The organism is Lacipirellula parvula (assembly GCF_009177095.1).
Lineage (GTDB): Bacteria > Planctomycetota > Planctomycetia > Pirellulales > Lacipirellulaceae > Lacipirellula > Lacipirellula parvula.
Map to the genome: position 1 here is coordinate 4,589,676 of NZ_AP021861.1, position 23,927 is coordinate 4,613,602.

At 61.7% G+C, this 23,927-nt stretch carries 21 protein-coding genes; 8 read left to right on the top strand and 13 right to left on the bottom strand.

The features are described from left to right. Window positions 1-117: 117 nt before the first annotated feature. Together PLANPX_RS17975 and PLANPX_RS17980 are read right to left on the bottom strand one after the other, a co-directional pair. Window positions 118-651: a DUF5662 family protein gene (locus PLANPX_RS17975; protein ID WP_198421760.1), complete on the bottom strand. Its 534-nt coding sequence runs from the start codon at window positions 649-651 to the stop codon at window positions 118-120. A gap of 47 nt (window positions 652-698) precedes the next feature. Beyond that, window positions 699-1,088 (bottom strand): hypothetical protein, encoded by a 390-nt coding sequence (locus tag PLANPX_RS17980; protein WP_152100067.1) that lies wholly within the window; start codon window positions 1,086-1,088, stop codon window positions 699-701. A 480-nt stretch (window positions 1,089-1,568) separates the two neighbouring features. Between PLANPX_RS17980 and PLANPX_RS17985 the strand changes: the two genes are divergently transcribed. Beyond that, a complete protein-coding gene (locus tag PLANPX_RS17985; protein ID WP_152100068.1) occupies window positions 1,569-2,498 on the top strand; it encodes a hypothetical protein in 930 nt (309 codons plus the stop codon). A gap of 314 nt (window positions 2,499-2,812) precedes the next feature. Beyond that, window positions 2,813-4,195, top strand: coding sequence for a magnesium transporter (gene mgtE / locus PLANPX_RS17990; RefSeq protein WP_152100069.1), 1,383 nt, complete (start codon window positions 2,813-2,815; stop codon window positions 4,193-4,195). Between the two features lie 159 nt (window positions 4,196-4,354). Here mgtE and PLANPX_RS17995 read toward each other — a convergent pair whose 3' ends face one another. Then, the gene (locus tag PLANPX_RS17995; protein ID WP_172992151.1) at window positions 4,355-5,131 is read right to left on the bottom strand and encodes a hypothetical protein; all 777 of its coding nucleotides are present in this window, start codon (window positions 5,129-5,131) and stop codon (window positions 4,355-4,357) included. A 1,034-nt stretch (window positions 5,132-6,165) separates the two neighbouring features. On the opposite strand from PLANPX_RS17995, the gene rpmE reads away from it, so the two are divergent. From rpmE to PLANPX_RS18015, 4 genes are all read left to right on the top strand, one after another. Continuing rightward, entirely contained in the window at window positions 6,166-6,420 is a 255-nt protein-coding gene (rpmE, locus tag PLANPX_RS18000; protein ID WP_152100071.1) for a 50S ribosomal protein L31, read from the top strand. Window positions 6,421-6,581: 161 nt separating this feature from the next. Further along, the gene (gene prfA, locus PLANPX_RS18005; protein ID WP_152100072.1) at window positions 6,582-7,655 is read left to right on the top strand and encodes a peptide chain release factor 1; all 1,074 of its coding nucleotides are present in this window, start codon (window positions 6,582-6,584) and stop codon (window positions 7,653-7,655) included. A 10-nt stretch (window positions 7,656-7,665) separates the two neighbouring features. Next, window positions 7,666-8,643: a peptide chain release factor N(5)-glutamine methyltransferase gene (gene prmC, locus PLANPX_RS18010; RefSeq protein ID WP_152100073.1), complete on the top strand. Its 978-nt coding sequence runs from the start codon at window positions 7,666-7,668 to the stop codon at window positions 8,641-8,643. Further along, window positions 8,643-9,419 carry a DUF4261 domain-containing protein gene (locus tag PLANPX_RS18015; protein WP_152100074.1) on the top strand — a complete coding sequence of 259 codons (777 nt, stop codon included), beginning with the start codon at window positions 8,643-8,645 and terminating at the stop codon, window positions 9,417-9,419. Before prmC ends, PLANPX_RS18015 begins: the two co-directional genes overlap by 1 nt. Window positions 9,420-9,429: 10 nt before the next feature. On the opposite strand, the gene PLANPX_RS18020 is transcribed toward PLANPX_RS18015, so the two are convergent. Together PLANPX_RS18020 and PLANPX_RS18025 are read right to left on the bottom strand one after the other, a co-directional pair. Further along, window positions 9,430-10,569: a 3'-5' exoribonuclease YhaM family protein gene (locus PLANPX_RS18020; protein WP_152100075.1), complete on the bottom strand. Its 1,140-nt coding sequence runs from the start codon at window positions 10,567-10,569 to the stop codon at window positions 9,430-9,432. A 115-nt stretch (window positions 10,570-10,684) separates the two neighbouring features. Further along, window positions 10,685-11,896, bottom strand: a complete 1,212-nt coding sequence (locus tag PLANPX_RS18025; protein WP_152100076.1) for a 1-acyl-sn-glycerol-3-phosphate acyltransferase — start codon at window positions 11,894-11,896, stop codon at window positions 10,685-10,687. Window positions 11,897-12,099: 203 nt separating this feature from the next. On the opposite strand from PLANPX_RS18025, the gene xerD reads away from it, so the two are divergent. Then, window positions 12,100-13,038, top strand: coding sequence for a site-specific tyrosine recombinase XerD (gene xerD / locus PLANPX_RS18030; protein WP_152100077.1), 939 nt, complete (start codon window positions 12,100-12,102; stop codon window positions 13,036-13,038). Window positions 13,039-13,133: 95 nt separating this feature from the next. Here the strand turns inward: xerD and PLANPX_RS18035 are convergent, their stop codons facing one another. Beyond that, a complete protein-coding gene (locus PLANPX_RS18035) occupies window positions 13,134-14,213 on the bottom strand; it encodes a tetratricopeptide repeat protein (RefSeq protein WP_152100078.1) in 1,080 nt (359 codons plus the stop codon). A gap of 77 nt (window positions 14,214-14,290) precedes the next feature. Then, complete coding sequence (locus PLANPX_RS18040) at window positions 14,291-17,356, bottom strand: hypothetical protein (RefSeq protein WP_152100079.1); 3,066 nt, start codon at window positions 17,354-17,356, stop codon at window positions 14,291-14,293. 549 nt (window positions 17,357-17,905) lie between these two features. Between PLANPX_RS18040 and PLANPX_RS18045 the strand changes: the two genes are divergently transcribed. Further along, on the top strand, window positions 17,906-19,057 hold the full coding sequence (locus PLANPX_RS18045) for a sulfotransferase family protein (RefSeq protein WP_172992152.1): 1,152 nt from the start codon (window positions 17,906-17,908) through the stop codon (window positions 19,055-19,057). A 139-nt stretch (window positions 19,058-19,196) separates the two neighbouring features. On the opposite strand, the gene flhB is transcribed toward PLANPX_RS18045, so the two are convergent. The 6 genes from flhB to PLANPX_RS18075 form a co-directional block, all read right to left on the bottom strand. Beyond that, the gene (flhB, locus tag PLANPX_RS18050; protein WP_152100081.1) at window positions 19,197-20,282 is read right to left on the bottom strand and encodes a flagellar biosynthesis protein FlhB; all 1,086 of its coding nucleotides are present in this window, start codon (window positions 20,280-20,282) and stop codon (window positions 19,197-19,199) included. A 30-nt stretch (window positions 20,283-20,312) separates the two neighbouring features. After that, a complete protein-coding gene (locus tag PLANPX_RS18055; RefSeq protein ID WP_152100082.1) occupies window positions 20,313-21,164 on the bottom strand; it encodes a flagellar biosynthetic protein FliR in 852 nt (283 codons plus the stop codon). Between the two features lie 71 nt (window positions 21,165-21,235). Next, window positions 21,236-21,502 carry a flagellar biosynthesis protein FliQ gene (gene fliQ, locus PLANPX_RS18060; RefSeq protein ID WP_152100083.1) on the bottom strand — a complete coding sequence of 89 codons (267 nt, stop codon included), beginning with the start codon at window positions 21,500-21,502 and terminating at the stop codon, window positions 21,236-21,238. A 44-nt stretch (window positions 21,503-21,546) separates the two neighbouring features. Next, complete coding sequence (gene fliP, locus PLANPX_RS18065) at window positions 21,547-22,308, bottom strand: flagellar type III secretion system pore protein FliP (RefSeq protein ID WP_232536430.1); 762 nt, start codon at window positions 22,306-22,308, stop codon at window positions 21,547-21,549. A 109-nt stretch (window positions 22,309-22,417) separates the two neighbouring features. After that, a complete protein-coding gene (locus tag PLANPX_RS18070) occupies window positions 22,418-23,521 on the bottom strand; it encodes a FliO/MopB family protein (protein ID WP_152100084.1) in 1,104 nt (367 codons plus the stop codon). 195 nt (window positions 23,522-23,716) lie between these two features. Further along, a complete protein-coding gene (locus PLANPX_RS18075; protein ID WP_152100085.1) occupies window positions 23,717-23,926 on the bottom strand; it encodes a hypothetical protein in 210 nt (69 codons plus the stop codon). Between the last annotated feature and the right edge of the window lies 1 nt (window position 23,927).

The window sequence follows — 23,927 nt, forward strand, 5'->3', positions numbered from 1 at the left end:
GTACCGAAACGATCAGTCCAAATAAAACGCCGCCCCCGGCTTACCAGCTTGGGGCGGCGTTGCTGTTTGCATCGCGTAACGACGCGAAAGCATCGCAGCTGCAGGACGCCAAACTCATCAACGAGTCGCCGCCAGTTGCCGATCCAGCAACTCAATCACCTCGTAAACAAACCGCCGCTTCTCTGCGTTTAACATCACGCGCGTGCCGACCGTCTTGTCAGCCCAGCCCCGCGCACTGCCGCCATCCTGTCCAAACTCTTGCGCCATCGCTGTCCAATCGCAAACCATTTCGATGAGATCGACCTCCGTCATCTCATTCGGATCGGCGTGGAACTCCGGATGATGGCGGTTCACGCTCAGGTGATGCTGAACCGCCCGCTCAACTTGCTCGGCGACGCCCGGCGGATACTGCAGCGGATCCTCCGTACGACGTCGTCGATGATATTCAGTTAGCCAAATGTACGGGACGCGTTCCTCCGGCCCAAACTTTGACGCGTCATGGTTTCGCGCACGTTCGCACAGTTCATCGCCGTAGGCAGTCGCCGCAGCAAGCAGCGTCAGGCATCGACCAACGCGTTCGATATGCTCGCGCGTGCGACGCTCGTAAAACGCAACCATATTCGGCGTCGGCTCGTGGCTGACATTTTGCATAAGGCATCCAAGCATCGATTTGGAAGAGGCGAAACCAGCTCAATGGCTCATCCCAAGGGCGATGAAGCTCGGCGTAACGTTTCATTCGCGGCCACTGCCTCGCGAACGCGCTGGCCATACAGCGAGCGCAGCATCACGCCAATCGTCATGCCGGCAAACGCCAGTTGCATAACAACTGCAATGCACACAATGATCACGAACAAATTGAAACCATCGGGGTCTTCACGCACCTCTTGGAAGATCGTCCAGAGACAATAAGGTAGGCCGACGAAGGTCGCCGCCAGCATGAGCCACAAGCCGGCGGCAACAATCCGCCATCCCCAAACTCGCAGCCTCAACAGTCCCACGCCGCCGACAACCGCCACGGTCGAGAGCAGCGTGAAAACTAGAAACTCCAATGGGGAGCCGCCGATAAGAGCGCTGGCAGCGTCGAGCACGGCGTCAACAGCGGGGTCGTTCACTGCCTCCGGCCGCGCTGCAGCAAACTTTCGCGCCTTAAAGAAGTCCTGCCACGACGATAGGAAAGTCGCAACGCCGCCGACAATCCACAACCATCCGACCACGGTCGCGGACAAAGGGCGAGCAACGTGACCAGCTGAGTTTACCGATGCAGACAAAGTCCACGGCTCCTTGAAAATTTGGCTCGCATTTTACGAGTTCTGGCTCTGAACAAATATAGCCGCCACCTCAGAACTCCCAACCCTGCAAAAGTTTCATCTCGCAAGCGACCGAATTCTAGCCGCCTCGCCCACTGCTGTTCATCTAGCCTGCCAAGTAGAATCACGCCCAAACGCGACACGCTCGTCCTGCGCTGTTAAGTTAAGCGACTGGCCAGTGGAGAATGCCGAGCAAGCAATTCGCTGCCGGGGCAACCGTTGAACACGCAACGCTTTCAATTTCGAATCGCGGACCTATTGTTGGTCACCGTCGTCGTCGCACTCATCGTGTCGGTGTCCCAAGATGGTTTGCTCTACGGCTCGTCAAATTCCCCGATTCTGCTCGTCGCGCTCGCCTGTGCTCTCGGCGCCGCCACCGGCCATTACGTGTCAGGGGCATTTCGCTTGGGATTAGTCGGCGGCCTGTTATTCGGCGTGTTCGGCTTTCACCTGGCCATCTCCGCATCATCGCTAGGCGCCAAAGTTGCCGAAGAAACTCTCTGCTTCCTCTGCGTCAGTGCGGGCGGCGTCATCGGCGGCCTGACTCCCGCGATGCTGCAGCAATGGCGCCGTGCCTCCGCTCGAACTCGCCGCAGCCTCCTACTAGCGGGAGTCGCCTTGCTGCTCCTCGCGGCCTGGAGATGGCGCGCGGTCAGCATTCAAACCGAATTTATTATGGATCTACAGGCAGCGGGCGGCTTTGTTTATTACTCGGATATCAACCCACTACCACTGATTCTCGACGAAGACCGGATGGATTCGCGCACCGAGTGGCTGCGAACATTCCTGGGAATGAGAGTTGTCCAGCGAGTGGACTTGCAACCCAAGGTCGACCACCGTCGGTACATTCAACTCATGGTCGAAAACCTGCCTAACGTCGAGGACTTGCGCCTACGCGCGGAACACATCGACGACGACGTTTTTGTAGTTCTGAATTCCGGCAAACTGCCGAAGCTCAACTCGCTCCGTTTCACAAGCCGCGCATTCGACGACGCCGCGCTCGCACGCCTTCATTCGCTCCCCAACCTTCTACTACTCAGCTTGAATGAGACGTCGATCACCGACGTATCGATTGAGCACCTAGCAACGTTCCCTCGATTACGGATTTTGTCCGTCTACAAAACGAAGGTGACTGCAGACGGCGTCAAACGACTGAGACTAAAAATCCCACGCGTCGTGGACAAATATTAATTTGCCCGGCCGCCGCCCCCTGCAACTGCCGCTCCAACTGTTCCCGCGAAAAATCATTCAACCGCGGCAGCGTCAGCAACTCGTCGCGTCCCGCGTCGCTAGTCGACGTCCCATACGCCGACAGCCACTCCACGTCGTCGCGCTCAAAAATCGACGGCGCGTTCTCCCCACCTTGCGAACTCGTCACCCTCTCACACCTACTCGGTCCAGCACAACCGGGTTGGGGCGAACCACCCCGCCGCATACAATGACTCGACGACAGCGTCGTGAGCTACTCTCGCAAAATCGCCGCTTCCACCCTCGGAGAGCGATCAATGATCGGCAACTTGCTGCGTCCTGAGTTGGAAGAGTTGATCGCCGCCAAGGAATGGGACGTCCTTCGCGAGGCGTTCTCCCAATTCCATCCGGCCGAAATCGCGGAAATCCTCGAAGACATTCCCGACGCCGACGACGTGCCGATCTTTCGCGTGTTGCCCCGCACGCTCGCCGCCGAGGTCTTCGCGCATCTTCCGCAGCAGCATCAAGAGATGCTCATTCGCTCCGTCTCCAGCGATCAGATGCGCTCGCTGCTGAGCGACATGTCGCCCGACGATCAAACGCGACTCTTGGAAGAACTGCCGCCGGAAGTCACCAAGCGGCTACTCGCCTCGCTCTCACCCGAAGAGTTGCAAGCGGCTCGCGACCTGCTCGGCTATCCGCTCCACAGCGCCGGCCGCTACATGACGCCCGAGTACGTCGCAATCCACGCCGGCCTCACCGCTCGCGAAGCCCTCGACTACATTCGCACCCATGGCCGCGACAAGGAAACCGTCAACGTCGTCTTCATCCTCGACGAAAAAGGAAAACTGCTGGCGGACATCTCGCTCGGCGCCCTCGTGATGGCCAACCCCGACGACCGCGTCCACGACATCCACCGCGGCCTGACGATTTCGCTCACCGCCAATTCCGATCGCGAAGAGGCGCTCCGCACCTTCGAGAAGTACGGCCGCATCGCCCTCCCGGTGACCGACTGCGACGGCCACATGCTCGGCATCATCACGATCGACGACATCTTGGACGTCGCCTCGCGCGAAGCGACCGAAGACATGCAAAAGATCGGCGGCATGGAAGCCCTCGACGCCCCCTATCTCGACGTCTCGTACCTCAAGATGATCCGCAAACGGGGCGGCTGGCTGTCGGTGCTGTTCCTCGGCGAAATGCTCACCGCGACCGCGATGGGCTTCTTCGAAGAAGAAATCGCCCACGCCGTCGTGCTGGCGATGTTCGTGCCGCTGATCATCAGCAGCGGCGGCAATTCGGGCTCTCAAGCGGCGACGCTCATCGTCCGCGCCTTGGCCCTCGGCGAAGTGAAGCTAAAAGATTGGTGGAAGGTGCTGCGGCGCGAACTGCGCACCAGCGCCACGCTCGGCATGTGGCTCGGCATGGTCGGCTTCGCACGGATCATGCTCTGGCAAAAGCTCGGCTGGTTCGACTACGGCGACCACTATTACTTGGTCGCCGCCACCGTTTGGCTATCGCTGATCGGCGTCGTCTGCTTCGGCTCCGTCGCCGGCAGCATGCTCCCCTTCGCCCTCCGCAAAGCCGGCTTCGACCCCGCCACAAGCTCGGCCCCGTTCGTCGCGACGCTCGTCGACGTCACCGGGCTCGTCATTTACTTCACAGTAGCGCTCGCCGTACTGCAGGGCACGCTGCTGTAGCTAGATCATCCCGGCGTCGTCCGCTTCAGCGGTCGAGTCCACCTCGCAGGTTAGCCCCGATCCTACAAGGGCGGCGTAGCCGCAACAGCCACGCGACCGAACACAACTCCGTCGCCAACTCCTCAACGCCGATTCAGTTAGCCCTCACAAAACCTCGCCTTACTTCTCAAGAGGAGGATTAAGGAACCACCAATAAATCCCAGAAGCAGGTTTCTCATTAAGCATTAGAGTGCCTTTTCTTCCATCAATATCTAAGTAGTGCCCGCGAAATGGACTCTCGGCGAGATTCTGAATCACGTACGCCTTGTACCCGCGGTAGTTACCGACCGACCTAACGATCCAGTTCGCACCCGCCGCACGTTCCTTATTCAACATCAATGCGCCTGTCTTGCCATCAATGTCTAAGTAGTAGTTAAAGTAGTCGCTCTTCCCTCTATTACGTATTGTGTAAGCAGGGAACCCATTGTGCTTCCCATCTCGTCTAACTTCCCACCATGTGCCGCTGGCGTCCTTTCCGTCCTTGGCGTTAAGAATTAGAGTTCCGGTCTTGCCATCGATGTCGAGTGACCAGCCGAAGAATTTGCTCTTCCCTAAGTTCCGCAGTTTGGTCGTGGCTTGGACAGTCTCCGTATAACCGTGAAATCTCGTGTCGTTGTCGAGGGCATCTCCGATGCCCGGACCTGGGTCGATCTGTCGCAACCCCTCCCTGACTTCACTGTCCTTATCAAAAGGATTCCAATTCTCCCCAGATACAGGCCGAGCAGCCATCTGAGCACAGCCACACGCAATCACGAGCAGGAGGCATCTAATTTCAACAAACATTGAAACCTTCCCTAATACTACGAGAGGTTTGCGTTCAGCAACGCTAAGCGGTCCCAACTTCGACGACGCACCGGCAATATAGCTCTGATCAAACAATTTTAAAGTAGATTGCATTAATAATATTTTCCTTCATCGCGAATTATCAGCCCACACTCTACCCACTCCGCCTAAACCCCGAATTCACCAAAGCCTTGCCCGAAAACCTTCGTGACGCGTAATACAAGTTACTGCGAACTGTAGTCGCAAGAATGTGAGATCGTTGGCGACATTCTTTTCCCAGCAAACGAGCGATCAGCGTGCGCGATTGGTCCAAAAGTGCGTGCACCCAAAGACCAACCGTCGGACTTTGGCTCCCGACCGTCGAGCCGCAGGGTGGCGTGTTCTCAACCGCAAGCGCTGAGCATGCGCCCCACACCCCAGCCACTCGCCCCTGGCCGAAACTCGTAGCTAGAATTCCGCAGCCTAGCCTGCTATTGTGATCACATGTACACATACTACGAGTACGCTGTCGGCAACCGCCCCAAGGGAGCACTCTTCGCTCCCCGCGCAGCCTTCTCGCCCCCAGCCATAACGATCCCCCCGAGATCATCTGCAACACACGCCTGGGTGGCATACTCTCGACCCCAAGTCGTGAGCATGCGGAGCTGCCAACCAGGGCCCGCCCCACGCGTCGCCACTTCTGTCGCATTCCACTGGCCACACGACCCCTCAGCGATACGCTAACCCACTAACTCACAACAACTTACGAATTATGTCGCCAAAAACGCGTTTCGCGACAAGATGCCCCGGCGACACAATTCACCCGCCAGCCGCCGCCAGCGAGTGTCGCCAAAACCGACATTCACCGTGCTGGCCACTCAATATCCCTTGGTCAACACGGCCAAGACGGGCAACACGAGCGACATGCAAAACCAGCCTTTTCTCACTCCCAGTGCGCCGTATCCGTCATTTCGAGGGCGTCCGCGGAATCTGGCCGGCCCCTTCGGAATACCTCAGGATGACTGCTTCCGACCTCAGGGCACCTGGTTCAGATCTCAGCGCGACTGGTTCAGAGTCGACCGTTCCCGCGCCGCTCGCCAGCAAGCTCTTGTTCCGCCGCCCTCCGGCCGATAAAATCCTTGATTCGACCCATTTCAGGAATCATCGCTATGAAAGCCGACATCCATCCCGCCTACTACGAAACCCAGGTCACCTGCGGTTGCGGCAACGCCTTCACGACGCGCAGCACCCGCAAGGAGCTGAAGCTCGATATCTGCAGCGCTTGCCATCCCTTCTATACCGGCAAGTTGAAGTTCGTCGACGCGGCCGGCCGCATCGAGAAGTTCAAGACCAAGTTCGCTGGCGCTGGCTACGCAAGCCTCGGCAAGAAGACTGCCGACAAGAAGGTTGCGGCCGAGAAGTAGCGACCGGAACTCTATACGCCGCCTGCTCTTACGCAGCGGCGCACCCTGATTTCCTCTCCCTCGCAGGAAGAGGGCAGGGTGAGGGATTACCGCGGATTCACCCGCGCACGACTCCCTTTGCCAGTTCCTTTCGCCCGCTTCCTCCAGCCTGCCACCATCCCATGCGCGATCTCCTCGAAAAAACCCTTAGCCGTTTCGAGGAACTCGAAGGCCAGCTCGTCGACCCCGTCATCCTCGGCGACTCCGCCAAGCTGACCGCGGCGATCCGCGAGCATGGCTCGCTCAACCGTCTCGCCACCAAGTACCGGCGGTTCAAAGAGCTCAACGTCGAGATCGCTGAAGCCCGCGAAATGGTCGAGGGCGACGACCTCGACATGCGCGAACTGGCTGAGGGCGAATTGCCCGGCTTGGTCGAAGCTCGCGAAGAGCTCTGGAACGAGCTGCTCACCCTCACGCTCGGCGGCGCCGATGCGAACCGCACCCGCTGCGTGATGGAAATCCGCGGCGGCACCGGCGGCGACGAAGCGGCCCTCTTCGCTCGCGACCTGTACGAAATGTACAAGCGCCACGCGGAAGTGAAGCGTTGGAAGATCGAGATCCTCGATCACAGCGCCACGGAACTCGGCGGTTTCAAGGAAATCTCCCTGTCGATCGAAGGGGAAGGGGTCTACCGCGAGTTGCAGTACGAGTCGGGCGGCCATCGCGTGCAGCGCGTCCCCGCGACCGAAACGCAGGGCCGCATCCACACCTCCGCGGCCACCGTCGCCGTGATGCCCGAGCCGGAAGACGTTGAAGTGAACATCAAGCCGGACGATTACCGGCTCGACAAATTCTGCGCGAGCGGCCCGGGCGGTCAGCACGTCAACAAGACTGAATCGGCGGTGCGGCTCACCCACTACGAGACCGGCATCGTCGTCCAGTGCCAGGACGAAAAGAGCCAGCACAAAAACATCGCCAAGGCCCTCCGCGTGCTCAAGGCCCGCGTGTACGAGGTGAAGCGCGAAGCCGAAGAGAAAAAGCGTTCCGAAGAGCGGAAGACGCTCGTCGGCTCCGGCGATCGCAGTCAACGGATCCGCACGTACAATTTCCCCGACAACCGCGTGACCGACCACCGCATTGGGCTCACGCTCTACAAGCTCGACCAAATCATCGCCGGCAACCTGCAACCGGTGACCGACGCGCTCGTCGATTACGACCGCCAACAACTCCGCGACGCCTTCGCCGTGACCGAATAAGGGAGGGGCGATGTCTGCTAACGACCAGCCCTGGACCATCGGCCGGCTCCTTAACTGGACGACCGACTTCCTGAAGGAAAAGGGCGCCGAGTCGCCGCGGCTCGACGCCGAGGTGCTGCTCGCCCACGTCCGCGGTTGCAAGCGGATCGAGCTCTACACCTCGTTTGAGCAGCCGGCGAGCGACGAGCTGCGAGCCAAGTTCCGCGAGTTGGTGAAGGAACGCGCCGCCGGCAAGCCGGTCGCCTACCTCGTCGGCCACCGCGAGTTCTTCTCGCTGCCGTTCACCGTAACGCCCGACGTGCTGATCCCACGCCCGGAAACGGAACTCCTCATCGTCCGCGCGCTGGACATCGCCAAACCACAGCCGCGGGTCAACGACCCGCCGGAGCGAGATTCGAACGACGTCGCCCCTAATCCTCCGGCCCCTAATCCTCCGGCCCCCAAGCCAACGCCCCCACCAGCCAAACCAATCGCCGTCGCCGACGTCGGCACAGGCAGCGGCATCATCGCCGTCACGCTCGCGAAACATCTCCCGAGCGCCACGCTGACGATGATCGACGTCAGCCCCGCCGCGCTTGCCGTCGCGCAGAAAAACGCCGAACGCAACGGCGTCAGCGACCGCATCACCGCGGTCGAGAGCGACCTGTTTGCAGCCCTGCCCGCCGAGCAAAAGTTCGACCTCATCGCGAGCAACCCGCCGTACATCACCAGCGCCGAGATGCAGGAGCTGGCCGTCGACGTCCGCCGCTACGAGCCGACGCTCGCGCTCGACGGCGGCCCCGAAGGGACCACGGTGATCGAACGGTTGATCGGCCAAGCGGCCGAGCGACTCCGCCCCGGCGGTTGGTTGTTAATGGAAATCAGTCCCACGATCGTGGAGCGAGTTGAGCAACTCTTGGAAGCCGACTCCCGCTTGCAACGCGAACCGACGCAAAAGGATATCGCCGGTCTCGCCCGGGTCGTTCAGGCCCGACGAAAGGGAGAGTGATGAACCATCCACTCCGCTGGTTGGCGCTGGTCGCACTCGAACAGGCCGAGACGCCGACGTTCGAACACTTCGCCGCTTGGCATGCCGAGCAATTTCCCGACGCACCGCAGCCGGTCCTCGCTGCGTCGACCGACAAGCTGACGACGTTCACTGTCGGCGACCTCACCGCGGCGATCACGCTTATTCCGCGACCGATTCCGTGGTCGCAGCTCGAAGGCCCGTGCGCGACGGCGTGGTACTGGCCCGAGGCGACCGCCGAGATGCGCGACCATGCCGCCCACCTGCTGATCGCGGTAGTCGACGAAGGAGGCAAGGCGATCGAGAAGGCGATGACGCTCACGCGACTCACCGCGGCGACCGTCGCGTCGTCGAGCAGCGTCGGCGTCTTCTGGGGCCCCGGCCGCTTGATCCATTCGCCCGGGGCGTTCGTCGAGCAAGCGGTGCAAATGAAGCCCGACAACTTGCCGCTGTTCCTCTGGATCGACTTCCGCATCGAGCAAATCGACGACGGCGTCTACCGCCTCTACTCGACGGGTCTTGAAGCCCTCGGCGACAACGAGATCGAGGTCGAACGTTTCGACGGCGAACCGCAAGCGCTGCTCGACTTCGTCTACAACTTCGCCCACTATCTGATCGATCAGAAGAAACTTATTCGCGACGGCGATACGATCGGCCTCACCGACGAGGTACAAGTGACCGCTCACCGCGGCCCGTCGATGCTCGGCGGTGACATAGAAGTCATTCAACTCCAATTCGAGATCGGCCCCGGCGGCTAGTTGAGTAGGCTTAGCTGAACAGCGTCGGCGCTTCCCCCGCTAAGCGAGCCGGGGCGTCCCCGCCCCCGGCCGTTTCCGCAGAGTCTTCCCCAGCCGCTTCCGCCCCAATACCCCCGCCATCCTCCCCCGGCCCGCGTTCAGCAATCACCAGCGGCCCGCGATAAATCCGCTGCCGCAGCGGATTCTTGCTACTCGTCAGCGGCCCGCTATGAGGCTCCGTGGCAAGCGTGGCCATCATCATCTGCAGCTTCGCATCCATATCATCGGCATAGTGGACTAATAAGGCTTCTGGAGTCATCGGCGGCTTCGGCGCGCCCCACTCCGGCAATCGCTGGTGAGCGATGATGATGTGCTCCAGCCGCAGCAGCTTCTCGGGATCGATCGGATGCTTCTCCGCCATCTCGCGGAGAATATCCCGCCCCTGCAGCATGTGCCCGATGAGCACGCCAGCCGGCGAGTACTCGGCGCCCATCGGCGTCACTTGCAACTCGCGCAGCTTGCCGATGTCATGCAGCACCCCGCCGGCGATCACCTGATCCTTATCAAGCGGCGGCTGCATCTCAGGACACATCTCGGCGTACTTGTCGGCGATGTAGACGCAGGTCTTCGTCACGCTCAGCACATGTTCGAGGAACCCGCCCGCGTAGGCATGGTGATTGTGCGTCGCCGCCGGCAAGCGCAGCAACTCTTCCCGATACTCGTCGAGGATCGCCGCCACCAACGCCGACACCGCTTCGTCCTGGATGGTCTCGACCACAAGCTTCCGCAGCTCGTCGAACATGATGTCCGCATCAACGCGAGCCTTAGGCAGGCACATCGACGAATCGAACCCTGCCGCCACATCCTCGTCGGTTACTGCGCGAATGCGGCGGATATCGAGTTGCGGCCCAAAGTTCGTTTCACGATACGCGGCGCGCAGCTTGTAAAACTCGCCGACCTTCCACTCATCCTTGCATGCGGCAGCCAGCGGCGCATCGCCCCAAATTGGGAAGCTCACCTCGCGCTTCGCATCGCGGAACGTCACGCGGAAGTACGGCTTCCCGTCGCGGGTGGTCATCGTTTCCTTCGCAGCGAGCAGCGCGAAGAAATCAGCCTCTTGGCTGTTGGTGAGTTCGGAAAGCAAGAGCGTCGGAGCAGCGGCAGGAGCCATGGCAAGCAGCCCATGGGGCGAGAGGATTGGGGAAGGGTTGCTACACAATAGCAGGGGCGCTTCCCATTCGCCATCGCTCGGCACGCCCTAAGACGACCTCCATGGCCGCTTCACGCTACATTCGCGGCGATTCGTCGGAAAGCTTCTTCAGCATCCCGCCCAATTGCATGCGCAGCTCCTCCATCACCGGATCGACCGTCGCCTCGCGATCGCGCCGGCTGCCGACGGGGATTGGATCGCCCACCTGCACCACCGCATGGAGCGGCCGGTGGACGCGAATCTCATCGGTAAAATCTTCCTCGAACCGCTCGACCGTTTCGAGGATATGCTCGCGGATGTTTCGCTGCGATAGCCGCACGTAGTTCCGCGGGTAGTGCGACATTTGCTGGACGTAGTAGCAAGCGGCTAGTTGCTTGCGGTACTCTTGGCGATCAGTTTCGTTCGTCTCCTTAGCCAGCAGCGGCGGAATGATCGCCACCCGCAGGTTCTTCACGCGGGCGACGACTCCCTCGGCGCGATCCTTGATATTCCAGCGAGCCTCAAGCTTCGTCAGCACGTCTTCGATGAGATTGTCGACCCGCTCGTAGAAGTCCCCCGTGCGGGCGGCGCCAAAGTACTCGATCTCTTTGAGCGAGAGCAGTGCCTGGCCAATCTGCCGGATCCGCTGCACCAGCGGCTTGTCTTGCTGCGGGAACCAGGAAAAGTGCCCTTCGATTTCCTCAAGCACAGGGTTCACGGCCGCTTCCAGATCGCCCTGATAGAAGTAGCGAATCGCGACCGGGTGGATCACCACGCCGCCGGCGCCAGGAATCTTCTCGCGACGCTTCGCCGCGGTGCGGGCAATGAACGCCGTGCCATCCATCAGCGGCATCAGCTCGTCATTGTGCCGCGAGATGGCGCCCTCGGCGAAGATCACGAGCGGCCGTTTGCCGTCAACCAAAATATCAACCGCCGTGTTAATCGCCTGCCTATCGACCCCTTCGCGGTAAACGCTGAACGCCCCAACCCGCCGCAGCATGAAACGACTCAGCCGGCTTTCCATGAACAGATGCCACGACGCCATCGCGTGGAGATCGCATTTGGCGATCCGCGATAGCTGCACGAACGTCAGCGGGTCGGAAAGGCGGCAGTGGTTCGGCGCCAAGATCACGCTGTTGCCTGCGGCCAGCGAGGCCTTCAGCTTCTCTCCATCACGCGTTTCGACGGAATGAATGCCGTAGGTCTTCTTGATCCAATGAGGAATGTAGTAGCGCAGCAGTTCGGGCCAGATCTTGGAATAGATCGGGGGGATGAACTTGTACGGCTCTTCGATGACGACGTTTTGCATCCGTGACTGCTGTCGAGAATCGCTGTGCGAGTGTAATCCGGGGCGAGCAACCGAGTAGTTGTCGCTCCGCAAAGTTTACCTAATCCGTGCGTTCGCGGGAGCGATTGAAAAGATACCGCAGTTTCCGGCCTGCTGCCCAGTCCAGACGCGCCGTTGTCGATAGTTTCTACAGTCAGCTGCGGTGCCGAGGAGCAAGAACAGCCGTGAAGCCGCTGAAGAAGGTCATCAAACCGCGCCGCGAGGCCGCCCAGAACGACGCCGTCCGTTGGCAGGAGTCGTTTGAGCGTTACTTGCGCACCGAGTGCCATCTCTCGGAGAACACGGTGGCCGCGTATGGTCGCGACCTGAAGCGGATGTTCAAGTGGCTCGGCAACCGCCGGTTCGGGCAGCTGAAAGTCAGCGACCTCGCACGCTACCCCGCTTGGCTCGCTGAACAGCAACTAGCGCCCAAAAGCGTCGTGCGGCACGTCGCCTCGCTGAAAGTTTTCTTCCGCTACCTGCAGTTGGAGGGAGTGCTGGCGGAAAACGAGGCGGAGCTACTCGGCTCGCCCAAGCTGTGGCAGCGCGTGCCGCAAGTGATGTCGACCGCCCAGGTCGAAGAGCTGCTTAACGCTCCCCGCAAGTCGGACGGGTGGTGTCTCCGCGACCGGGCGCTGTTGGAACTCCTCTACGCAACCGGTTGCCGCGTGTCGGAACTTTCGAACCTTCCCATGCGCGACCTGCACCTCAACGAACGGTATTGCATCTGCCGCGGCAAGGGCGACAAGCAGCGGATCGTGCCGCTGGGACGCCGGGCGATTGAAGCGGTCGAACGCTACTTGCGCGACGAGCGCGGCCGATTGGCCGGCAAGCGGTCGCCGGCGCCGGAGTGGGTACTACTTTCGCCACGAGGAGATCGACTGCGACGTGAGCGGATTTGGGAATTGCTCAAACGATACGCAGCCCGCGTCGGCGCGTCGCCGGAAGTAAGCCCGCACTCAATGCGGCACAGCTTCGCCACGCATCTGCTGGCGGGCGGGGCCGACTTGCGGCAGGTGCAGGAGTTGCTCGGCCATGCGAGCATCGCAACGACGCAAATTTACACGCACGTCGATCACTCGCGCTTAAAGCGGGTGCATCAGAGCTTTCATCCGCGTGCGTAGCCGCTTTTAGCCCCGGGCTCCGCCCGGAGGTCGGCATGAAGTAAGGGCGGCGTTCCATCGACTTGGTGCGCGACCCCCGGGGCTGGGGGATAACGCTACTGCTTCGCCCAGCGGCTGCCTGGATACTCGGCCGCCAGCTTCTGCTGGGCCTCTTGGGCGCGGGCGTCGCGGCCAACGGTCTTCCAGAGCTTCGTCAGTTCGTGGAGTGCCTTGGCGTGCGCCTCCGCATCCTGGCTGTAGAGCAAGTCGACGTGCAGGAAAGCGAAGAGCGCCGCTCGCGGATCGTTGCTCTTGAGGTAGCAATCGCCCAGGGCGTTGTACGCGCGAGCGAGCAGCGTGGCGTCCTCGGGCTTGGCGCTGGCGATGATCTTGCCAATGGCGGCGGTCGCTTCCTTTACCTGCCCGGCAGCCGCCTGGCTGACCGATCGGTCGAGCGTCGCGGCCAGTTTCAGCGGGGCAATAAGCGCGCCGTCTTCCGGAGACGAGGCAACCTTGTCAAACTCGACCTGCGCCTGAGCATCTTGGCCTTCCGCTTGGTAGGTGCGGCCCACGAGCAAGGCGCTCTTCAATTCGAAGTAGGGCGACTTCGCCTTCGCAAGCTTGGCGTATTCGGCGCGGGCGTTAGACGTTTCACCGGCGGCCATCAGCAGATCGCCGAGCGTCTCGATCGCTTGCGGGACGTGGTAGCTCTTGTTTTGCTTCGCCATGAACGTCCGAATTTCGCCCGCGGCGGCCGAGGGTTCGCCTTTGCCGGCAAGCGCGAGCTTCGCGGCGGCGAGCGCCCGGTAGAACTCCACGTCAGCGAGGACTTCATCACGCTGGATCTCGGCAACGTCGATCTTTGCCAAGATGTCGAACGCCTCCTGCACCTTGCCGGCATTCAATGCGTTGCGGGCTGAGTTCAACTCGCTCGGCTCTCCGGCGAACGTGACGACTTCGATCTCCTCGGCGGGAATCGTTGATTCAACGCCCCCTTTGGAGATCGTCACGCCGAGCGGCGTTGTGGAGACAACCTTGCCGCTGTCGACGCCGTTCTGACGACGGACGCGATCGATCGTGCTTTGGGCGTTGGCGGCGACGGGCAGCGTGAGCAGTGCAACGGCCAGCAAGACCGCGCGAATCGCGAGGCGATGAGGCGGGCGACGGTTCATTGTTGGATATTGGTCGCTGGGCATAGTGGCAACCTTCGATTTCGCTCGATCTATTCTGTTCAGTGATTTGGCAGGTGCGCTGCAACGGCAATTCAAACCGCTCACGACTTCTCGGTGGGCTTTTCAGTTAATTCTTGATTGACTTGCTTCAGCAGTTCATCGAACAGCGGCTTCCACGCCGGACCGCCGAGCCCCGGATAGAGCTTGGCCATCTGTTCGATGTTCGTCTTCGCCGCTTCGAGTTGCTCGCGGCGTTTGGCTGGCTCGGCGATCTTGCCCGCTAGGTACCGTGACTTCGCGACGTTGTAGCGAGCTTCATAAAACAGGTTCTCGAAGCGAAGCGTCCGCTGCCGCGATTCTTCGGTGACCGGCGAAACCTTCGCTTGCTGCATGCGGGCGGCGTTCGCGACGCTACTGATCCGCTGCCAACCCCAGATGAGATTGCGGCCATCCTTCTGCGGCAGGTCGCCTTGGATCGAGCGATTGAAGGCTGCCAAATCTTGCTTCTGGACGCCGAGTTGCTGCAGCGCCACGGCGGCGCTCTTCTGGAGGTCCAGCACGTTTGGATTCTCTTTCAAGATCGCCCCAAACTGCTCGACGGCGGCCGTCTGTTCCCCCGCGGCGAGCAGGCACTGGGCCAACTGCATCCGCACGCTCAAGACCGCAGCGGGACTTGGAGCGTACTTGGGATCCTCGGCCGCCGCTTTTAGCATTGCTTCGAACGCCGAGCGAGCGCGATCGAGGTACGGCTTCGCCTCATCGCGCGTAAGCTCCTGGCCCAGTTGCAAGTTCGTTTGTGCGATCCAGCCTCGAACCCGCCAATCGTTGGCGTCGGGACGCGCGGAGATTCGTTGGAGCACGTCGCCGAACGCGGTGGCGATTTGCGCGGCCTTGTCGGGCTGGCCCATCGTGGTCAGCTCTTTCATCTGCCGTTGCAGTTGCACGCCGAGGCCCAGATAGACGTCGGTGAGCTTGCCAGCGTCGTCGGCGCCGACCGCTTTGTCGAGCGCCTCCATCATCTGCTTCGCCTTGTCGCGGTCAGGCTGATTGGCGGAGAGGTACGCGCGGAGGGCGGCCTTGTAAGTTTCCAGCACGAATTGGGGGTTCTTCGCTGCTTCGGCGCCTTTGCCGAGAAGCGTGAGCGGACCCACGTTCGCATCTTCCAGCACCGCGATCGCTTGCTCGGCGTCGCCGTTGGCGAGGAGGAACTGTGCCAAGTACAGGATGCCGGCGGCTGACGAAGCGCTCGGCGCCCCCTTGGTCTTCGCGGCCGCGTAGCCATCGCCGAGTAGCTTGCCGGCTTTCTCGCGGATGGCGAGAACTTCTGCGGCGGGGGCTTCGCGGTTGGCGGAGGTCGCGCGGAGATATTGGGTCCACAAGCCGGCGCCAAGGCTCAGCTGTGCGGGGCCGCGACTCTCCGCCGGCAGCCGTTCGAGCAACGCCTCGGCCTCGGCGAGTCGATTCTCACGCAGCGCCGTTTGAATGAGGGCGTTCGTCGCGGACGAGGCTTCGGTCGACTCGGGCCAGCGGGTGGCGACGACCTCGGCCAATTGAATGAGCTTCAGCGCTTCGTACGACACCGCGTCGGCCTGACTGCCGGCGGCCGATTTCGCTTCCATGGCGAGCGCTTCGTACGCGGCCAAGGCGACCTTCGCGGCGCTGGCGGCGTAGTCGCTCTCCGGATACCGCATCACCAGGAACTCCGCCAACACGGCGGCCTCCTGATACTGTTTTTCTTCCCAGTAGAGGACGCTGAGAAAGTAGCGGACCGTGTTGAGTTGATCGATCGGCGTTTCAGCGTCGGCGAGCGAGACTGCCTTCTCGAGCATCCGCCGCGCTTCGTTGCGATTGGTCGCGGCTTGTTCCAGCAGACCGCCGGCGGCGTCGGGGTTGCTCTCGCGGGCTTGCTTCGCGGCGAGGTTGGCGGAGTTCCAGAGATCGATCGCCGCCTTGCCGGCTGTGAACGCCTCTTCGAAGGTCTTCGCATCCCCGCCGCTCGCGCCGCCCGCCGATCCGGTCGCCATCGCGACTTGCGCCTGTTGGCGAAATTCGTTCGGTCGCAATGCCGCCTCGCGGACGAGGCTGCGGGCGTGGGCCTCCATCTTCTTCGCGTCGCCGTCGCTGAGCTTGCCTTCGGCAATCTTCGCCTGCAGGGCGTCGGCCAGACGGTAGCCGGCTTCGATCCACTCGGGCTGCTGGCGTTCCGCGGGAGGTGATTGGCGGAGCCACTCGTCGCTACGCTTGATCGCTTCGTCAGTCTTGCCGAGTTCAAGCAGCGTTTCGGTGCGGTAGCGGTGGGCGCGAGCAGTAAGTCGACGGGCCTCGGCGCTCGTTGCATCGCCGCGAGTGATGTCTTCGTAGCAGCTGAGTGCCTTCTCGTACTCGCCGAGTTCCTGTGCACAACGCCCCTGGAAGAAGCGGCTGGACATGCCGACAAGCGACTTGCGGTACTCCTCAATCAGCTCGCCGAACTGTTTCGAAGCGGCGTTGAGCTGCTTGGCAAAGTCGGCGGAATCGCGATCGAGCGTCGCGGCGCCCTCGAAGGCAAGCCGTGCCCGGAGGAAGCGGGCTTCAACTTGTCGGTCGCGAAGTTGGTCGCGTTTGGCTTTGGCCGCGGGGTCGGATTGAATCTCGGCCGCTTTCGGCAGCGCGGCGATCTCTTTCGTCGTGACGTCGACGACCTGCGTCACGTCGTCTGTAGCTTTGCCGAAAAGCGTGCCAGCCTTCGCCACCAGCGCGTCGCGTTCGGCATTGGCGTCGGGGCCGAGTTGCCGCGACTCGGCAATCGCGACGAGCGCTTGTTCGGCGTAAATATTGGCGGCTTGACGAAGGGCGTCAATCGCCAGCGGCGGGTCTTCCTGCTTAGCGGCGAACGCTTCGAAGTCAGCCGCGGCTTGGTTGAGTAGCCGTTCGCGCTCGCTGCGGTCGCGCGATTGCCGCGCCTGAGAGACGAGGCTCGACGCCCGTTGGAAGGCGAGGTTACCGGTAAATTCGGGAGTCGCCAGCGGCGAGGCTTCGACCCATTCGAGATACTCAACCGCCGTGTCATCCCAGCCGCGGTCGCGGAGCGCTTTCAAAAACGCCGCGTTCGAATCGGCCCCGTACGCCGCGCGATCCGCAGCATGCAGCGCCGCTACGCCGAGGCAGGTCCAGAGCGAGACGCGCATGAAACGACGCCTCAGCCTGACGGCAGGCGCTGCGTTGCTTCGTGTGAGTTGGCGGGATCGCTGTTGAGTCACAGACGTTGTCAGCCGAAAGGCGCCCAGGACGGCATCTCGAACGGTACGCATCCAGACAGCGACATTGCCGACCGGTTGCGATGGCGGCAGAGGAGTCGTCGCTGCAGTTCTAGCCAATGAGAAGGAACCGTCGTCAGGCCAACGCCTTGCGCCGATTCAGTCTCTGTTCCACCTCTCATCTTAACGGTCGACTTCGCAGGGACAAAGTTTTCTTGGAGCGAAATCGGAGCCGCCTTCCCCGCTGCGGGGAGGGTGGAGAGTTCCTGTAGGGATGGCGCGGCTGTAACGAATGCGCCGCGAATCGCCCGGCACGGTCGATCGGCTAGCGCAGGAGTCGCTTTTCCCAGCACTTTTGCGGGGCCGGGTTGCGGGCGACCGATTGGCCGGAGGGGAGTCGGCGCGTTACGATGAACAGCTCGAAAGCCTGCTCGAGCCATTATGGTGCCCTGCGTGGGGGCGACCGCAGACTGGATTTTCATGAGCGTCACTACCGAGCGTCCGAACGTCCCCCCGCCGGAGCGGACGGTCAAGCATCCCATGGCGTGGTACATGCCGCGCTTTTGGCATGGTATGCGGATATCGACATGGCTGCGGGAGCTAGCTCGCAATCGGCTCGCTGTCTCGCCCAGTCGCATTCCAATGACGTGCGCTATCACTGGGTTCACGGGGATCAATTCGGTGCTCGCCGGCGTTGATCGCCTCGTCTACGGTCGGCAGGTTGATGCGACCGAATTGAAACAGCCGCCGGTGTTCATCTTGGGGCACTGGCGATCGGGGACGACGTTCCTCCACGAGCTGATGATCCGCGATCCTCAGCACACTTACTTCACGACCTACCAATGCTTCACGCCGCACCATTTTGTGCTGACCGAGCGGAGGGTCGTGCCGTGGATTGGCATCTTCGTTCCTGAACGCCGACCGATGGACAATATGGCCGCCGGTTGGGATCGGCCAATGGAAGACGAGTTCGCGCTGCAAAGCTTGGGCGTGCCAACTCCGTACTTGTCGACGATGTTCCCGAATCGCGGCGAAGCGTATCCAGAGTACCTGACGCTCCGCGACCTGACGCCCGCCCAGCGCGAGTCGTGGAAGCACGAGTTGCTGCAGTTCTGCAAACGACTAACGCTACGCGACGACCGGCGCATCGTCATCAAGTCGCCAGCTCACACCGCCCGTGTGCGGACGCTGCTGGAGATGTTCCCCGACGCGAAGTTCATCCACATCTCGCGCGATCCGTACGCCCTGTTCCGCTCGACGCTCGGGCTGTGGCATTCGCTCAATTCCGAGGAAGGCCTGCAAGCGATTCGCGACGAAGGCTGGCTCGACGATTTTGTGATCGACTCGCTCCAACGGATGTACGACGCGTACTTCGAAGACCGCCAGTTGCTCGGACCGAACCAACTTGTCGAACTGAGTTACGAAGAGTTGGTCGAGGATCCGAAAACGCAGGTCCGCTCGATCTACGAACGGCTCGACCTCGGCGACTTCGCCCGCATTGAACCAGCGCTCGACGACCATCTGGCCGATGTGAAGAATTACCGCACGAATCGGCATGCGATCGACGATGAGTCGAGCGAGCGGATTCGGCGGGATTGGGCGCGTTACTTCAGCGAGTTCGGGTACGAGTAATTGTGGGAGGGGTCTCCGCCCCCGAAGCGGCGTGATGCGACTGCAGCGGCTCGTCGTGGTGACCGCCTTCGGCGTCGGAGACGCCTCCCACACGAGAAGTTGCGAGTCTCGCTTGGCGCTTTCGGGCTGAAAGCCCAACCTACGCAACCTTCGGCATCGGCATCTTCTTGCCCTTGAGCTGGTAAACGTAAGCGAGCACTTCCGCAACGGCGCCGTAGCTCTGGTCGGGAATGGGGTGGTTCACCTCGACCTCTTTGTAGAGCAGCTGAGCGAGCGGCTTCCGTTCGACGACCGGGATGTTGTTCTCGAGCGCGAGCTTGCGGATCCGCTGAGCGATGACGCCGGCGCCCTTGGCGAGCACGATTGGCGCCCGCATTGTTTCGGGATCGTACTGAATCGCGATCGCCAGTTCCGTCGGATTCGTCACCACGACGTCGGCCTTCGGCACCTTGTCGCCGACGCGACCCATCGCCATTTGCCGTTGGATCTGGCGGCGACGCGAGATGACCTGCGGGTCGCCCTGCATGTTTTTCATCTCTTCGCGCATTTCTTGGTGCGTCATCTTCAGGTCTTGCTCGTGCTTCCAGCGTTGGAAGCCGTAGTCGAGAATCGCGAGCGCGAAGAGCGTGGCGCCGACCCACAGGGCCGTGGCGAAGATGACGTCGATCAGCAGCCGGGCGAGGTCGGGTACGTCAAGTTCGCTCGCGTAGACGATTTCGTTCCAACGCCCTGAAATCACCGACCACGCGACCGCGCAGACGATGAGAATCTTGATCAGACCGAAGCCGAGCTTCACGACGCCTTGCAGCGAGAAAATCCGCTTCAAGCCGGCGAGCGGATCGAGCCGCGAGATATCGGGCTGGATTTTGTCGGGAACAAACAGCAGGCCAATTTGCAAAATCGTCGAGAGGGCGCCGGCGACCGCCATCACGCCCATGATCGGCAACATCGCAAGGCCGAAGGTCTTCATGACGGACTCGCCCTGCACCATGAGTTCGGTATCGTCGACCGTCAGCGAACCGCCGCCGGTGCTGAGTTGACGCTCCATGTAGAGCATCGCGTAGTCGATGACGCTCTTGCCCCAATAACTCAGGACGAGCACGCCGACGAGTAGAAGTGCAGCGGAACCGAGATCCTGGCTGTACGCAACCTGCCCCTGCTCGCGGGCCTGCTGCCGGCGATGGGGCGTTGCGTCGTGTGATTTTTCGCCGGATTCGTCGGCCATGCGAAGGCGTTAGGGTTCAGGGTTCGGGGTTCAGGATGGGGGAGTATGGAAGCTGGTTGGCTCAGGGTCCTTCTCTTCTGATTCTCCAGTGGCTGCCGCGTGGACGGCGTCGACCATCATTTCCACGGAAGCGACCGCTTGTTGCGGGAAGGCCCAGGCAATGGCGCCGATGGAGACGAGCACCGCGCCGGCGGTGAGGAGGGCGTTCACGCTGAAGCCGACGACGAGAATGTTGATTTGCGGGAGCGTGCGGCCGATGAGGCCGAGGATGAGCGTTGCTAGCAGCAAAGCGGCCATCGCCGGCGCCGCCGCGCGGACGCCGAGGCGGAAGCTCTGCCCCATGAGCGTCGTCATCGCGGAGACGTACGATTCGCCAATCATCGCCCGCCCTGGCGGGAGCCATTCGTAGGTATCGAGCGTCGCTTCAATTAGCAGCCGATGGCCGCCAAGTAAGACGAACATCGTCAGCGTCAGAAAGTAAAACAGCTGCGAGTAGACCGGCAGGCTTTCTTCCGACATGACGTCGTACCCTTCGGCAAGGGCCGTGCCGCCGAGTTGGCTGATGATTTGGCCGGTGAGTTGGATGCCGCTGAGCAAAATCATCAGCCCCAAGCCGAGCAACAAGCCGATCAGTGTCTCGTTGAGGACGAAATGGCTGAACGCCATGATGTTGCGCATGTCGACCGGCGCTTGGGAAGCGTGAAGCGGCGTGATGATGATTGCCATCGCGAAGGCGAGGAGCGCCCGAGCTTGGAGCGGGGCGGAGCGAGGGCCGAAGATCGGCGCCGTCATCATCAGGGCGCCGACGCGAGCAAGCACGAGCGTAAACGTGCCGAGTTGCTGAACGAGGAAAGGTTCGAGGAGGGCAGCGTTGATGTTCATCGGATCGTCACGCTGCGGAGGGATTCGAGGTTCTCGTTCCCACGCTCCGCGTGGGAACGAGGGGACCGGGGTCACAACTTGTTCGGGATGTCGGCGATCAGTTCGTCGGTGTACTCGATCAGCTGCGAGAGAATCCACGGCAGCGAGAAGACGAGCGCCAGCACCATCGCCAGCAGCTTCGGCACGAACGCCACCGTCTGTTCCTGAATTTGCGTGAGCGCCTGCAGTAAGCCGATCACCAAACCAACCACCATGCCGGCGATGAGAATCGGCGCCGACACGAGAGTGGCGATCAGCAGAGCCTCGCGGCCCAGGTCAACAGCGTCTTGCGGATCCATGTGTTCTTACTCGGCTCGTACAGCGCGCAGAGGGGCGGCGCTCGCTAAGAGACCACCTGAAAGCTTTCCATCAACATCTCGACCACCAGCCGCCAGCCATCGACTAGCACGAACAGCAGCAGCTTGAACGGCAGGGAAATGAGCACCGGCGGCAACATCAGCATGCCCATCGAGATCGTGACGCTCGCCACGATGATGTCGAGCACCACGAACGGCAGGTAAATCTGGAAGCCGATGAGAAACGCCGTCTTCAGTTCGCTCAGCATGAACGCCGGCAGCAGGGCCGTCAACGGCACGTTGCGTTCATCGGCTTTCGCATCGAAATAAACGTAGTTGGTCGGGAGTTCGCCCGTTTCAGGGTCGATTTCGCTCGGCAGATACTTCAAGAAGAGATACACATCATCGTCGTTGTCGGTACGGCGAATTTGCTCCGCCATGAACCGCCGCACCGGATCGGTGCCGCGCTCCCACGCTTCGTCGAGGCTGATCTTCTCTTCCGAGTAAGGCTTCAGCGAGTTTTCGTAAACTTTCGTCCACGTCGGCGCCATGAGGAGCGCCGTCATGAAGATGGCGATCGCGGTGATCACTTGGCTCGGCGGCAGTTGCGCTGTGCCGAGGGCTTGCCGCAACAAGCCCATGACGACGATGATCCGCACGAAGCTGGTCGTCATCAGCAGAATCGCCGGAGCGAGACTGACGACTGTCAGCAGCAGCATGACTTGGAGCGAGGAGCCGATTCCCTGCGGGCTGGTCCATTGCTGCGGACCGCCGAGGCCATTGAGACCATTCAGAGCGGGACCGAGAATCGACGGGCCGGCGGCTGTTTGGGCAACGGCTGACTGCGTACTCACGACGAGCAGCAATGCAACGCCAACGATTGCGGCGAAACCACGCAGAGCGCGATGGTGCAGCAGGCTACGCACGACGCCGCCCTCCGCCGTTGGCTGCTTCGGCGCCGAGGAAACCGCGGGCCGGTTCGCGAGCGAGTTGCGCGAGAACTTGTTGGAACTCCGCGGCAGGTCCGTGCCCGCGACCGCTGGCGCAGACGCCCGTGAGGCGGTCGACTTCGAGCGGATCGATCACTTCGGTGAGCGGCTGAATGCCATCGGCCGAGACGGCGACGAGCACCAGTTTGTTACCTACGCGGAGCAGTTGAGCAAAGCTTTGCGGCGTGAGGGGAGCACGGCCGAGCACAGCGAAGGCTTCGCTCGGCAACATCCCCGACGGCTTGGCGCCGCTGCTGCGTCGCAAGAGCCACATGCAGACGAAGAACAATCCGACGACGATCGCGAGTCCGGCGCCGGCTGTCGATAGCGAACCGAAACGCGAGAACGAGGTCGGCAAGCGATCGCGCAAACTGCCGCTCGCGCCCGGCGACTGTTCGGCCATGGCCGCGAAGCCGGGCGAGCGGGGCGCCAAGCGGCGTGATTCATCGGGAACGGGAGCGAACGATTCGCCGAGCGGCAACGGCTTCGCATCGGCAGAGGCGAGCGGCGCGGCGGGACCTGGTTCTTGCGGTGCAGCCTCGGCGGAAGCTGTAGGGGCAGCGGGCTCTTCGAGCTTTGCCTGCTGCAGTGCGGAGTCGTCGTGGACGAGCGGCGTGCCCGGCAGTTGATGGATCTGCGGAGCTGCCGGCGGCGTGTTCGGCGTCGCCAAGTCGGCGTAGGGCGACGGCGCCGCATCGGTTGCGTTCGGCGCGGGTGCGTTAGCAGCGACGTTCTCCGTTGGAGATGGCGTTGCGTCGCCGAATTGGTAGGCCGAGGGTTCTTGAATTGGCGGCGTCCCTGCAGGACGAAGCGGATTCTCCGCACCCGTTCCATTGCTAGCAACGGCTGGGGGCGCCGCATTCTCCGCGGCGCCAGCGGCGTTCGCGCCGTTGTCGCGTCGATAAGACAGGAGGAGGTCTTCGCCGCCGCTCGCGTAGGCCGCGATCGTTCCGCTCCCAGCCGCCAACATCACCGCCCAACGACAACTAAGCCGGGCGCAGGCAGCGACGAACTGTCGGAGGGAGTGGGGCATCGCAGGGTCTTGGGCGGGGGAAAATTGTTCCGCGAGCGAACGGGAATCGCTACGAAGCGGGCGACTTATAGAATTCCGCCACAATCTCGACCAGATCACTTAACGTTTTGGCCCGCTGGCAACCGACAGCGGCCCGTAGTGCCGAGGAGATTAAACCGCCAAGGACGCCAAGTGCGCCAAGGAATACGGGGAGGATTAACCACGAAACACACGAAAGGAAAGAAGCAGCAGGGGAGAATGGTTGGATTTTTTAGGTGCTGCGCGCTGCTTTTCCCCTTTCGTTGATTTCGTGTGTTTCGTGGTTAAATGCCTTTCCTCCTTGGCGCTCTTGGCGTCCTTGGCGGTTAGTTTTTGAACTTCGCCACTCTCCGGGCCGGCGCCAGCAGTGCTGTCGGCGGAGTACAAT

What these genes read in the sequence shown, in the direction of transcription:
- PLANPX_RS17975 (WP_198421760.1), bottom strand. Translation starts at nt 651, where the DNA reads ATGCAAAATGTCAGCCACGAGCCGACGCCGAATATGGTTGCGTTTTAC.
- PLANPX_RS18045 (WP_172992152.1), top strand. Translation starts at nt 17,906, where the DNA reads ATGAGCGTCACTACCGAGCGTCCGAACGTCCCCCCGCCGGAGCGGACG.
- PLANPX_RS18040 (WP_152100079.1), bottom strand. Translation starts at nt 17,356, where the DNA reads ATGCGCGTCTCGCTCTGGACCTGCCTCGGCGTAGCGGCGCTGCATGCT.
- prmC (WP_152100073.1), top strand. Translation starts at nt 7,666, where the DNA reads ATGTCTGCTAACGACCAGCCCTGGACCATCGGCCGGCTCCTTAACTGG.
- PLANPX_RS18015 (WP_152100074.1), top strand. Translation starts at nt 8,643, where the DNA reads ATGAACCATCCACTCCGCTGGTTGGCGCTGGTCGCACTCGAACAGGCC.
- prfA (WP_152100072.1), top strand. Translation starts at nt 6,582, where the DNA reads ATGCGCGATCTCCTCGAAAAAACCCTTAGCCGTTTCGAGGAACTCGAA.
- PLANPX_RS17995 (WP_172992151.1), bottom strand. Translation starts at nt 5,131, where the DNA reads ATGCAATCTACTTTAAAATTGTTTGATCAGAGCTATATTGCCGGTGCG.
- PLANPX_RS18020 (WP_152100075.1), bottom strand. Translation starts at nt 10,569, where the DNA reads ATGGCTCCTGCCGCTGCTCCGACGCTCTTGCTTTCCGAACTCACCAAC.
- PLANPX_RS18025 (WP_152100076.1), bottom strand. Translation starts at nt 11,896, where the DNA reads ATGCAAAACGTCGTCATCGAAGAGCCGTACAAGTTCATCCCCCCGATC.
- flhB (WP_152100081.1), bottom strand. Translation starts at nt 20,282, where the DNA reads ATGGCCGACGAATCCGGCGAAAAATCACACGACGCAACGCCCCATCGC.
- rpmE (WP_152100071.1), top strand. Translation starts at nt 6,166, where the DNA reads ATGAAAGCCGACATCCATCCCGCCTACTACGAAACCCAGGTCACCTGC.
- mgtE (WP_152100069.1), top strand. Translation starts at nt 2,813, where the DNA reads ATGATCGGCAACTTGCTGCGTCCTGAGTTGGAAGAGTTGATCGCCGCC.
- PLANPX_RS18055 (WP_152100082.1), bottom strand. Translation starts at nt 21,164, where the DNA reads ATGAACATCAACGCTGCCCTCCTCGAACCTTTCCTCGTTCAGCAACTC.
- PLANPX_RS18035 (WP_152100078.1), bottom strand. Translation starts at nt 14,213, where the DNA reads ATGCCCAGCGACCAATATCCAACAATGAACCGTCGCCCGCCTCATCGC.
- PLANPX_RS18070 (WP_152100084.1), bottom strand. Translation starts at nt 23,521, where the DNA reads ATGCCCCACTCCCTCCGACAGTTCGTCGCTGCCTGCGCCCGGCTTAGT.
- fliQ (WP_152100083.1), bottom strand. Translation starts at nt 21,502, where the DNA reads ATGGATCCGCAAGACGCTGTTGACCTGGGCCGCGAGGCTCTGCTGATC.